General features: G+C 54.4%; 12 protein-coding genes. 6 read left to right on the top strand and 6 right to left on the bottom strand.

The window, feature by feature from the left end; all coding sequences use genetic code 11:
* Positions 1-22 precede the first annotated feature (22 nt).
* From ACSEMK_RS04920 to ygeW, 3 genes are all read right to left on the bottom strand, one after another.
* Entirely contained in the window at positions 23-1234 is a 1212-nt protein-coding gene (locus ACSEMK_RS04920) for a YgeY family selenium metabolism-linked hydrolase (RefSeq protein ID WP_271032194.1), read from the bottom strand.
* A gap of 63 nt (positions 1235-1297) precedes the next feature.
* Positions 1298-2497, bottom strand: coding sequence for a diaminopropionate ammonia-lyase (dpaL, locus tag ACSEMK_RS04915; RefSeq protein ID WP_087858457.1), 1200 nt, complete (start codon positions 2495-2497; stop codon positions 1298-1300).
* Positions 2498-2556: 59 nt separating this feature from the next.
* Positions 2557-3744, bottom strand: coding sequence for a knotted carbamoyltransferase YgeW (gene ygeW, locus ACSEMK_RS04910; protein WP_430915530.1), 1188 nt, complete (start codon positions 3742-3744; stop codon positions 2557-2559).
* Positions 3745-4229: 485 nt separating this feature from the next.
* Between ygeW and ACSEMK_RS04905 the strand changes: the two genes are divergently transcribed.
* The 4 genes from ACSEMK_RS04905 (at position 4230) to ACSEMK_RS04890 (ending at position 9507) form a co-directional block, all read left to right on the top strand.
* Positions 4230-6008: a sigma-54 interaction domain-containing protein gene (locus ACSEMK_RS04905; RefSeq protein WP_087858459.1), complete on the top strand. Its 1779-nt coding sequence runs from the start codon at positions 4230-4232 to the stop codon at positions 6006-6008.
* 280 nt (positions 6009-6288) lie between these two features.
* The gene (locus ACSEMK_RS04900; RefSeq protein ID WP_087858461.1) at positions 6289-7938 is read left to right on the top strand and encodes an OFA family MFS transporter; all 1650 of its coding nucleotides are present in this window, start codon (positions 6289-6291) and stop codon (positions 7936-7938) included.
* A gap of 148 nt (positions 7939-8086) precedes the next feature.
* Positions 8087-8722 carry a carbonic anhydrase gene (locus ACSEMK_RS04895; protein ID WP_015366898.1) on the top strand — a complete coding sequence of 212 codons (636 nt, stop codon included), beginning with the start codon at positions 8087-8089 and terminating at the stop codon, positions 8720-8722.
* 110 nt (positions 8723-8832) lie between these two features.
* On the top strand, positions 8833-9507 hold the full coding sequence (locus ACSEMK_RS04890; protein WP_430915536.1) for a carboxymuconolactone decarboxylase family protein: 675 nt from the start codon (positions 8833-8835) through the stop codon (positions 9505-9507).
* An 89-nt stretch (positions 9508-9596) separates the two neighbouring features.
* Here the strand turns inward: ACSEMK_RS04890 and ACSEMK_RS04885 are convergent, their stop codons facing one another.
* From ACSEMK_RS04885 to ACSEMK_RS04875, 3 genes are all read right to left on the bottom strand, one after another.
* Positions 9597-9806: a YdgH/BhsA/McbA-like domain containing protein gene (locus ACSEMK_RS04885; RefSeq protein ID WP_015366896.1), complete on the bottom strand. Its 210-nt coding sequence runs from the start codon at positions 9804-9806 to the stop codon at positions 9597-9599.
* A 114-nt stretch (positions 9807-9920) separates the two neighbouring features.
* Positions 9921-10271 (bottom strand): antibiotic biosynthesis monooxygenase family protein, encoded by a 351-nt coding sequence (locus ACSEMK_RS04880; protein ID WP_045366850.1) that lies wholly within the window; start codon positions 10269-10271, stop codon positions 9921-9923.
* A 21-nt stretch (positions 10272-10292) separates the two neighbouring features.
* A complete protein-coding gene (locus ACSEMK_RS04875; RefSeq protein ID WP_430915531.1) occupies positions 10293-10979 on the bottom strand; it encodes a B3/B4 domain-containing protein in 687 nt (228 codons plus the stop codon).
* A 43-nt stretch (positions 10980-11022) separates the two neighbouring features.
* Between ACSEMK_RS04875 and ACSEMK_RS04870 the strand changes: the two genes are divergently transcribed.
* Together ACSEMK_RS04870 and ACSEMK_RS04865 are read left to right on the top strand one after the other, a co-directional pair.
* Entirely contained in the window at positions 11023-11625 is a 603-nt protein-coding gene (locus ACSEMK_RS04870) for a helix-turn-helix domain-containing protein (protein WP_430915532.1), read from the top strand.
* A gap of 101 nt (positions 11626-11726) precedes the next feature.
* Positions 11727-12044, top strand: coding sequence for a putative quinol monooxygenase (locus ACSEMK_RS04865; RefSeq protein ID WP_020079007.1), 318 nt, complete (start codon positions 11727-11729; stop codon positions 12042-12044).
* Positions 12045-12081 lie beyond the last annotated feature (37 nt).

Raw genomic sequence — 12081 nt, 5'->3', positions numbered from 1 at the left:
CGGGAGGAATAACCGAACGAACTTACTCCGTTGCCAGCCAGCTCAGCGGGATTGCGGCGTACATCGCGGCGCAGGTCACCAGATGCTGTTTCCAGGTTTTTTCATTTGGCGCATGGGCTTCCGGCTCTTTACCCGGACCGAAACCGATAACCGGGATGCCGTGACGGCCCATGATGGAAACGCCGTTGGTGGAGAAGGTCCACTTGTCGACCACCGGTGCTTTACCGAACAGCCCTTCATAAGCGTTGCTGAGCGCGCGCACGGTGAAATGATCCTCTTCCACTTTCCAGGTCGGGAAGTAGCATTCCGTTGGATAAACCAGCCCGGTCCATGACGGACGCTCATAGTTGTACATTGAGACCACGGCGCCGGCCTTCTGCACGGCAGGCAGGGCGCGGATTTCATCCAGCGCGCCTTCCCAGGTTTCGCCCCAGGTCAGACGGCGGTCGATAGAGACCGCGCAGCTGTCGGCAACCGCGCAGCGGCTTGGCGAGGTGAAGAAAATTTCTGAAACGGTGAGGGTGCCTTTACCCAGGAACTCATCGTTGCCCAGGTTATGGGAGAGCTCCTGCAGCTCGTTAAGAATCGGCCCCATTTTGAAAATCGCATTATCGCCGCGCTCTGGCGCCGAGCCGTGGCAGCTGACCCCCTGGACATCGACACGAATCTCCATACGCCCGCGCTGGCCGCGATAGATTTGGCAATCCGTCGGCTCGGTACTGACCACGAATTCCGGGCGAATGCCGGACTGTTCGATGATGTACTGCCAGCACAGACCGTCGCAATCTTCCTCCTGAACGGTACCGGTCACCAGCAGGGTATATTCATCTTCCAGACCGAGATCTTTGATGATTTTTCCAGCGTAGACCATCGACGCCATCCCGCCTTCCTGGTCAGACGCGCCGCGCCCACCGATCAGTTCGTCGGTTTCCATTCCCTGATAGGGGTCAAAGGTCCAGTTCTTGATGTTACCGATGCCAACGGTATCGATATGCGCGTCCATGGCGACCAGTCGCGGGCCGTGGCCGATATAGCCCAGCAAGTTGCCCATCGGGTCGATCTCGACTTTATCGAAGCCGACTTTTTCCATCTCTTCTTTAATACGATGCACGACGCGTTTTTCGTCACAGCTTTCGCTGGGGATGGCGATCATATCGCGCAGGAAGCGGGTCATATCCTGCTGGTAGTGGTTTGCTTTTTCGACAATCAGTTTGAAAGGAATGTGCTTAGCCATGAATTAACTCTCCGGTCCTGGTTTCCCGCTTCGCGGGATGAATATGTTGAATAAGTTGAACGTTTATTGTGCTGCCGGCAGTTTGCCTTCCCAGACGACCTCGCGGTAATGCTGCACGTCGGTGTCGCCTTCAGTGCTGATGACCAGCACCACGGAGTGAGTATCAAGCCCCAGTTTGTTCATTAGCGCCTGGCGCTCGGGATGGAAGTGGACGGCGGCCAGCGTTCCGAGCCCGACGGCGCCGGATTCCCCGGAGATAACCCGGTGGTCATTGCCGACAGGATTACCGAGTACGCGCATACCGAGGGCGGCCACGGCATCCTGGCAGGAGATAAATTGGGTGGCGCAGTTGCGCAGGATTTCCCAGCCCAGCGGGTTAGGTTCGCCGCAGGCCAGTCCTGCCATGATGGTGGCCATGTCGCCGCCGACGTTGACGATGTCGCCTTTTACCCCGGAGCGATAGATGCAGTCCGCCAGTTCAGGTTCCACAATCACCGAGTGCAAATCGCGGGCGCCGAAGACGTCGACCAGATAGCCGAGCACGCCGCCTGCCATCGCGCCGACACCGGCCTGCAGGAAGACGTGGGTAGGGCGAGCAATGCCCATCGCCGCCATCTGTTCTACCGCTTCATCGGCGAGGGTGGCGTAACCTTGCATAATCCAGGTCGGGATTTTGGTGTAGCCTTCCCATGCGGTGTCCTGTACCACTTCCCAGCCGTTTTTCTGTGCGGTTTGCATGGTAAAACGCACGGTATCGTCGTAGTTCATATCAGTAACGATACATTCCGCGCCGAGGCGCAAAATGGCATCCACGCGTTCCTGCGCTGACCCTTTCGGCATGTACACCACCGCGTTTTGCCCTAGCTGCTGGGCGGCCCAGGCGACGCCGCGCCCGTGGTTGCCATCGGTGGTCGTGGCGAAAGTCATCTTCTCTTTGATGGTGGATTTGAGGGTATCAAACGAGAAAGCGTTAATATCGAGATGGTATTTTTCGCACAACAGTTGAGCGATGGCGTAGGCGCCGCCGAGCATTTTGAAGGCGTTGAGGCCAAAGCGCTGGGATTCATCTTTTACCAGGATGTTCTTTACGCCGAACAGCGTCGCCAGTTCCTTCAGGGCATACAGCGGCGTCGGTTGGTAACCGGCGATTTTTTGATGAAAATGGCGCGCCTGTTGCGCCTGCTGACGAGAGAACAGCGGCGAAGTTTCACCGGTAAAGAAACGGTTGTCGGCAATATCCATTTTCAGCGAAAAAGCAGACATATTCTGTCCTTATCCTTCTTTGGAGTCTGGAAAGCCGGCCCGCAGACCGGCTCGCGAAGTTATTTGATGCGTTTTTGCGCGTCCTGTAGCAGTTGTTCCAGCAACTGACCGGGTTTGGCATATTTGCGACAGAGGATCATGGCGGCGATGATGTATGGCTTCCAGCTGGCCTCTTTATAGGTGGCGATACGGTATTTCTCGAACACCGCTTCGGTGACTTCGCCCTCCTCGCAGGAGACGCCGGTAATATCCGCCGGCAGGCAGTGCATATACAGCGCGTCACCGTCTTTGGTGTGCTTCATCATCTCTTCGGTACAGTGCCAGTCCTTGTGATTGGCGTTCTGAGCGAGACAGGCTTTTTCCAGCGCTTTCAGCCCGTCATGATCGTTGGCGCGCAGTAGCTCGGTGCGCTGTTCCATCACTTTGTATGGCGCCCAGGATTTCGGGTAGACAATATCGGCGTCTTTAAAGGCTTCCGCCATATCGGTGACCTGACGGAAGCAGCCGCCGGAAGCCGCGGCGTTTTTCTTCGCCACTTCGATAACATCCGGGATCAGATCGTAGCCCTCTGGATGGGCGAGGGTGACGTCCATACCGAAGCGGGTCATTAGGCCGATGATTCCCTGCGGGACGGAAAGCGGTTTGCCGTAACTTGGCGAGTAGGCCCAGGTCATGGCAATTTTTTTACCTTTCAGATTTTCCAGCGAGCCGAAGTGCTCACGCAGCCAGGCCAGGTCGGCCATCGCCTGCGTCGGATGGTCAATGTCGCACTGCAGGTTAATTAATGCCGGGCGCTGCGGCAGTACGCCCTGTTTGTGACCGTCATCCAGCGCTTCGCCGACTTCACGCATATAGGCGTTGCCGGCGCCGAGATACATATCGTCGCGGATACCGATAGCGTCAGCGCAGAAGGAGATCATATTGGCGGTTTCACGTACCGTTTCACCGTGGGCGATCTGCGACTTGCCTTCGTCGAGGTCCTGCTGCGCCAGGCCGAGCAGGTTTAACGCCGAGGCATAAGAGAAGCGGGTGCGGGTTGAGTTATCGCGAAAGACCGAAATACCCAGTCCGCTGTTAAAAACTTTGGTCGCGATGTTTTCCGCCCGTAGCGTTTTCAACGCCGCGGCGACATCCAGTACCTGCTTCAGCTCGTCCGGCGATTGCTCCCACGTCAGCAAAAAGTCTTTTTCATGCAGGTTAGAGTTGAGCTTATTGATATCCTTGATCAGTTCGTTAACAGTTTTCATATTTCGATCCTGGTAGTGAATGACGGCTTATTGATTGCTGTGCAGTCGAAATGACATTGATGTAAGTGGCGACGGCCAGCGCTGTATTACCACTAACAATAAGCGTGCCAGTTATAATTGAGTCGCGGTGGCTGAGCAGAAAAGCCGGAAATTATGCGAGGCGGGTCACGAAAAATGGCTTATAACGGTCACTTGATGGAAATGAAATTCATTTGCCAGTTGTTACGGCAAATTAAATTTGAGCCATCAGACAAGCGTAGATATCGATCTGCGACGATGAGTTTGTCACCAAAATGATAATTTTGACCTGCGGATTATCATATTGAGAGGAAAATGTGATACCTCTTCCATATTTTCTTTAAGCTGTAAAAAAGCGCAGGGTTGGCACCTTTTTTCAGGTCGGCCGGCGGTAGTATGATAAACGCAGAATAAAAAGAGTCGATCTTCAGCATTTTCTTTCGGCTACTGATATTAAAAGGTCAATTATGATTCCCTCCAATTCGCTATCCGTTTTAATGCAGATTCAGCCAACGATTCAACGTTTTGCCCGCATGCTCTCCAGCGTGTTACAACTCGAAGTCGAGATTGTCGACAATACGCTGTGCCGGGTCGCCGGTACCGGCGCCTACGGTAAATTCCTGGGGCGAAAATTAAATACAGATTCGCGACTTTTACGTTACATAATAGAAACAAAAAAAGAAAAGGTCGTGACTCATTCGCGTTTTGATCCCTTGTGTAAAGGTTGTACCAATAAAGAGAACTGTAAAGAGAAGGCATTTCTGGGTACCCCGGTGATTTATCAGGAACAGTGTGTCGGGGTTATTAGTCTGGTCGCCTTAACTCGCGAACAGCAGGAGCGCATTAATGACAACCTCCACGAGTTCTCAGATTATGTACGCCACGTTTCTTCAATATTTGTCTCCCGCCTGTTAGAAGACCAGGGTGGGGGAGACAATATGCTTAAAATGTTTTCCACCATGATTGAAAACATGGATCAAGGCGTGCTGGTGGTTAGCCAGGATCAAAAAGTTAAATTTGCCAATCAGGCGGCGATGAAAATCCTTGGTGCGAATCACGGCAGTATGATTGGCAAAACTATTCATTTTCGCCCGCTGACTTTTGCGCAAAATTTTATTCGCGGCCATGTTCAGCACGTGATTTCATTTGATGATAAGAAAGAACTGATTATCGGTCAGCTGCACGCTATTCAGGATCAATGGCTGTTCTTAATGGCCTTCCACCAGTCGCATTCGTCAGCCGATCTGGCGCCACCGCAGGATGGCCCGCAGATTGAACAGATGGTTGGCGAATGTCGGCCAATGCGTCAGCTGAAGAAACTGATTACCCGCGTGGCGCCAAGCCCGTCGAGCGTGATGATCGTCGGTGAAAGTGGGACCGGCAAAGAGGTGGTCGCTCGCGCGGTGCATAAGCTGAGCGACCGACAGGCGAAGCCTTTCATCGCGATCAACTGCGCGGCCATCCCCGAGCAGCTACTGGAGAGCGAGCTCTTTGGCTATGTCAAAGGCGCATTTACCGGGGCCTCGGCCAACGGTAAGACCGGTCTGATTCAGGCGGCTAATCACGGCACGCTGTTTCTTGATGAAATCGGCGATATGCCATTAACCCTGCAGGCCAAGCTGCTGCGGGCGATTGAATCGCGCGAAATTCAGCCGGTGGGCGCCAGCCACCCTGTACCGGTCGATATCCGCATTATTTCGGCCACCAACCAGAACCTTGAGCAGTTTATTGCCGAAGGGAAATTCCGCGAGGATCTGTTCTATCGGCTTAATGTCATCCCACTGCGCCTGCCGCCGCTGCGCGAGCGTCAGGATGATATCGAATTGCTGATTCACTATTTCCTGCATCTGCACACCCGTCGGCTGGAGCTGGTCTATCCCGGCGTGTCCCCGGAAGTCATCGCCTTACTGAAGAACTACCGCTGGCCGGGCAATATTCGCGAGCTGAGTAACCTGATGGAGTATCTGGTTAACGTGGTTCCCTCCGGCGAGGTGATTGATCTTTCTCTGCTGCCGCCAAATCTTATCAGCAGCGGCAAAGTCACCGAGCGGGAAAGCACCCGGGCAGCGCCAGCCAGCGTTGCGAAAGAAGAAGAGGGGGGAACGGCGCTGGAGGAGATGGAAAAACAGATGATCCGCGACGCCCTGACGCGCTATAGCAATAAAAAGCAGGCCGCCGATGAGCTCGGGATCGGCATTGCGACGCTGTATCGCAAAATCAAAAAGTATGAGCTGGTCGGGGTTTGATAAGCCGTATCACTCTGAGAGCAACGTTTATCAAAATCGCCGATCGTTATTGATCTGGCAACGAAAATGCCCTTATACGCGGAAAAGAGAAAATCACTACCGCTGATTTTCTCTTTTTTTACGCCTTTGAACTTCATCTCGTTAGTCCTTATCCGCACTGCTTGCTCGCTTCAGTCACCATTTTCTGTTCGTTTTTTCAGCGGCTGGCATTGTTCTTGCCTTTACCGTTTGCCATCGGCTGCTGCGATAGCCGGCAAACAAACATGATAAGGACAGGAACATGGTGCAGATAAATGAGAATCTCGCGACTCCGCCCGTTTCATCATTGAGTCGTTTTTTTGCTAAGCCCCGCATTATTGCTAAACCTGGATTTAACCGCTGGCTGGTCCCACCCGCGGCGCTGGCGGTGCATTTGTGCATTGGTATGGCCTACGGCTTTTCCGTCTATTGGCTGCCAATGTCGCAGCTGATCGGCGGCAGCGCGCCGCTGCAGTGTCCGGTCGATATGTCGTTCTGGCAGCAACTGGTTACCCGCCAGTGCGACTGGAAAATTTCCCTGCTCGGCTGGACCTATACGCTATTCTTCGTTTTTCTCGGCTGCTCCGCGGCGCTCTGGGGAAGCTGGCTGGAGAAGGTTGGCCCGCGTCTGGTGAGTTTTGTCGCCACCCTCTGCTGGTGCGGCGGCCTGCTGCTGGCGACCGCGGCAATCTATTTTCATCAGCTGTGGCTACTGTGGTTGGGCGCCGGCGTGATTGGCGGCATTGGCCTGGGGCTTGGCTATATCTCGCCGGTCTCAACGCTGTTGCGCTGGTTCCCTGATAAGCGAGGGATGGCCGCGGGAATGGCGATCATGGGCTTCGGCGGCGGGGCGCTGGTGGGGGCGCCGCTGGCGAATTGGCTGATCAATTTTTTCGCCGATGGTCAGGAAAGTGGGGTATGGCAAAGCATCCTGGCGCTGGCGGTGATTTATGCGCTGTTCATGCTCTGCGGCACTTTTGGTTACCGTCTGCCGCCAATGGGCTGGCATCCGCGTGGCGCGAAGGCGCAGCAAGCCATCAGCAAACAGCCAACCATTCAGGTTCACGTCAGCGTCGCGTGGCGTACCCCGCAATTCTGGCTGCTGTGGCTGGTGCTGTGGCTCAACGTTACCGCCGGGATTGGCATTCTCGGCATGGCCTCGCCGATGCTGCAGGAGATTTTTGCCGGAAAGTTACTATCCCTGGATCTGGGCTGGCAGGAACTCAATGCAGAACAACTGAAGCGCATCGCGACAATGGCGGCGGGATTTACCGGCCTGCTCAGCCTGTTTAATATTCTGGGGCGCTTTTTCTGGGCTTCTGTTTCCGATATGTGCGGCAGGAAAGCCACCTTCGCGCTGATCTTCTTTCTGGGAACCCTCCTTTACGGCACACTGCCGTTGATTAACCACGGCGGCTACGTGGCGTTTTTTGTCTGTGCGCTCTGCGTGATTATCTCTATGTACGGCGGCGGTTTCGCGACCATCCCGGCATATCTTGCCGATGTATTTGGTTCACAAATGGTTGGCGCGATCCATGGTCGTCTGCTGACTGCCTGGTCGGCGGCCGGGATCAGCGGCCCGGTGCTGGTCAACTATTTGCGCGAGTACCAGCTGGCGCAAGGCGTGGAACCCGCGAGAATTTATGACATCACGCTGCTGGCGTTGACCGGGTTGCTTATCATCGGCTTTATTTGTAATCAGCTGGTTCGGCCGATTCCGCAGAAATATGCCATGACCGCGGAGCAACAGCAGCAGGCGAGGGGGCTGTATACTATCAATAAAGACGCGCAGCTGAGCTGGGAACCGACGCCCGCGCCGCTGCTGCTGACGCTAAGCTGGCTGGCCGTCGGTATACCTTTGCTGTGGGGAATGGGCACCACCTTGCAACAAGCGGTGAAGTTCTTTATGTAGACCCACAGAGGCAAGCACCCAACGGGCAGGTTGGGTGCATATTGCACAGCTATTATCAATTACGATTCCCATTCTGCGCTTCGGTGATACACTAGCTAAATGTGATCTTTGTCATATCGTAATTACTACAGAGAAAAGAGACACTGCTATGCAACATATCATTGAGGGCTTCCTCAACTTCCAGAAAGAGATTTTCCCGCAACGCAAAGAGCTCTTCCGCAGCCTGGCGTCGAGCCAAAACCCAAAAGCGTTGTTCATCTCTTGTTCTGATAGCCGCCTGGTCCCGGAGCTGGTTACCCAGCAGGAGCCAGGGCAGCTGTTCGTTATTCGTAATGCCGGTAATATTGTTCCCTCTTTCGGGCCGGAGCCGGGCGGCGTGTCTGCAACTATTGAATATGCCGTTGTCGCCCTCGGTGTGACGGATATCGTTATTTGCGGTCACTCCAACTGCGGCGCGATGAAAGCCATCGCCACCTGCCAGTGTCTGGAACCAATGCCTGCCGTTTCCCACTGGTTACGCTACTCCGACGCGGCGAAAGCGGTGGTAGAGAAGAAAACCTGGGCCAGCGAAACCGATAAAGTGAACGGTATGGTGCAGGAAAACGTTATTGCTCAGTTGAACAACATTAAAACGCATCCGTCGGTTGCGGTTGGCCTGCGCGACAAAACCCTGCGTCTGCACGGCTGGTTCTATGATATTGAAAGCGGCGATATTCGCGCGCTGGATAAAGACACCAAAACCTTCGTCTCACTGTCGGAAAACCCGGAAGTCTACTTCGAATAATATCCCCCAGGGCAAGGAAGCCCTGTGCATCGTTATAAATAATTCATGAACCCATCTCATAGGTCTGTTCGTTTTTACCTGGCTAATCAACCCCCCGCTAACTTTCTATAATCGTCTTCTCCTGTCGACACTTTCCGTTTGGAGAACAAACGATGCAAAACCCATTGAACGCGCGCCAACAGGCGCTGATCCCGGTTGCCGCCCTGGCCGCCGAAGGCAATATCGAGGAATTGGCCTCGGCGCTGGAGACCGCGCTGGATACGGGCCTGACGATAAATGAATTAAAAGAGACGCTGGTGCAGCTGTACGCCTACTGCGGCTTTCCGCGTAGCCTGAATGCGCTCTCCTGCCTGATGAGGGTGATAACCGAGCGCCAGGCGCGAGGCGTTATTGATAACGAGGGTGCGACAGCGGCCCCGTTACCGGAGAACTGGGATAGCCTGCAGGCCGGTAGCCGTAATCAGACACAACTGGTAGGGCAGACGGTCAGCGGGCCGCTATTTGATTTTGCGCCAGCCATCGACTGCTATCTGAAGGCGCATCTGTTTGGCGATATCTTCCAGCGTGACGTCCTGGATTGGCCGACGCGCGAGCTGGCGACGATCTCAATGCTGGCCGCACTATCGGGCGTGGAAAGCCAGCTGAAGAGCCATTACGCGATTAGCCTGCACAACGGGCTGACGGCGCAGCAGCTGCGTGGATTTATTGACGTGCTGGAGACAAAAGTCAGCGCCGAAATAGCGGAAAAGGCCTCGGCGGTACTGGAGCAAGTGGCAGGTAGTTGAAGCATCGGGGGAGAGGACAACGACATTGTCGTAGCTGAAAAACAGCGCGGCGCGCCAGAGATAAAGCCTGGCGCGTCACACTCGCACTATTATTTGCTCAGTTCGGCAGTCATATAGACGCGGTTATTGAACTGGGCGCTGGTAATCTTATAAGACGCGCCTTGCTCCGCAGCTTGGGCGGCAATTTTCGCTTCCGCACGGTCTAGGGTTGAAGCGGTTGCCGTCACGCTCTGGGCAAAAGCACCGAATGACATCAGGGATAGCACGGTAACTGCAGCAAAAGTTTTGATGGATTTCATGGTCATATTCCTTAAAGATTTTGTTTGGTGAGGAGCGCTGTTGCTCCGATGTGATAAGAATAGAACCAATGATGATTGTTTAAAATCGAAACAATTTGCCTATCTTGTTCAAAATCACTGATGTTGTGTTTGATAGCGTAGTGGATACTCCGCCAGTGGATGGGGCAGGTTCATATTATGGCTGCCCTCAATCTCGGCAACGATGGTTTGATAACCGGCGATCCAGCGTTGCCCCTGAGCTTTAGCCTGCTGGTGTTGCAGATGGTTCATCATCATTTCCATAGACTGTCGGTCGCGCCAGTAGTAGTTGTTGATGATTCGGCCGCTGGCGGCATCATGATAGCTCTCCATACCGATAAATCCCTCCAGCGACTGGGTATAGCGCTCGATCTCGCCGTCCAGTTGATAAAAGTCATCGTCGTACTCTTTCTTCTCAAAGATAAAACTGGTTAAAAATAGTGACATTACCTGCTCCTGTGTCTGACTTTATAGGCTGATTAGCGTGGACTGGTGGCTCAAGCAGGGCATCATCTGCTCCAGCCCCCCGGTAAGCATGCGGCCGGCCTCATGCAGCGCTTCGAGCGGCATCTCTGGCAGGCTTTCCAGAATAAACCACATCTGCGGGTCGCGAGCGCTCAGACGGGTACGAACACCCTGTCGCCAGTTCCAGCGGCGGCAGGTCACGCCGCGATCGTCACGCCAAATGACTTCTCCCGGTTCCGGTGATTCAACGGCGGCTAAGCCTTCCTTCATCGTATCAAAGGGCTCAGAGCCGTCGGCGATGACCAGACGCGGCGCGCCGCAATAGGCGGCGATGTTCTCCCCCCCGACCGGAACGGCATACCGCAGGCTGACGGCATTGTAGAGGTCAACGACCGGGTCAATTGCCGGCATGGCGCCATCGCGAAGTACGCGTTTACGCAACGCCTCTGCGGAACAGGGCGTGCGTTTCGGTTTAGCGCCAAACGCTTTGAATACGGTAGACCATGCCGCGAGATGGTCCTCCGCCCATTCGGGATCTCCGGCTAATACCGCCTGACAGGCTGTCGCCAGTGCGGCTTCACCGATATAAGCATCACGTAGCGGCGCAGCGTTGACGGTAATACTCAGCGCCCGAAACCCTGGGGCGATCGCGGCTAACTGTGGGCTAATTGACGGTAATGGGTGAGACATTGCATAATCCTGTAATGACTGATTTAGAGCATAATATCGACCGATGAACGATAAAGTCAATATAACGACCGATAACGGCAACGATCTCAGCCGCATTAATGAGGCGGTATCGCGGCGTATTAAGCAGTTTCGACGCGAAAAGAAGATCTCTCTCGACGAGCTTTCCCGTCGCGCCGGCGTCAGTAAAGGGATGCTGGTGGATATCGAAGGGTGTAGGGCGAATCCCAGTATCGCGCTGTTGTGCAAAATCGCTGCGGCGATGGGGGTATCGGTGGCGGAGTTTGTCAACGTTGCCAGTGAGCCGATGGTTCATCTTATCGACCGTGATGCGATTCCGGTATTATGGCGCGGCGAGCAGGGCGGCAGCGCCAGGTTGCTGGCCGGCACCAGCGGACCGGATATGCTTGAACTCTGGCAGTGGCGGATGTTGCCTGGCGAATCGTTCCGTTCGCCGGGGCATCCGGCCGACACCTACGAACTGCTATACGTGACCGAGGGAGAACTCACCCTGACGGTGAATAATGACCCATATCAGGTGGCTGAAGGGTGTTCTGCGGTAGCACGTACCGATGTGCCACATGAATATTGTAATTTCAGTCAGTTGCCCGTCGTCTTTACCATGACCGTGTATGAGAAAGGGCGCTGACGCGGACTCTGGCGTAATTCTGGCTTCCCCACTACGCTGAATAATTCACGCCCTGGATAGATATAGCCTCCAGGGGAATACGGTGAGCCAGAGGAAACCTTATGAGTGAAGTCAAAATTGTTGCCACGCTAACTCCCCATCCTGAATATATCGATACCATCAGAGAGGCGGCATTAGCCATGGTGCCGCCGACGCACAGAGAAGCAGGGTGCCTGCAATATGACCTGCACGAAAGCCGGGAGATCCCTGATGTCAGACAGCTTTCCCGGCAAGGAAAGATCTCATTTGTGTTTATTGAGCGTTGGCGTTCGGAAGACGATCTAAAACAGCACGTTGCGATGCCCTATCATGACGATTTTCTGGCGATTCTGGAGGGGAAACTGGAGAGTATTCAGGTACAGCGGCTGATGTCGTTATAGATAAAAGCAAGAGGAAAGAAGAGAAGTGCGCACCAAA

The organism is Klebsiella sp. K-3 (assembly GCF_051207495.1).
Taxonomy (GTDB): domain Bacteria; phylum Pseudomonadota; class Gammaproteobacteria; order Enterobacterales; family Enterobacteriaceae; genus Klebsiella; species Klebsiella aerogenes.
Note: the sequence above shows the minus strand (reverse complement) of the source record. Positions and strands in the feature narration are given on the sequence as shown.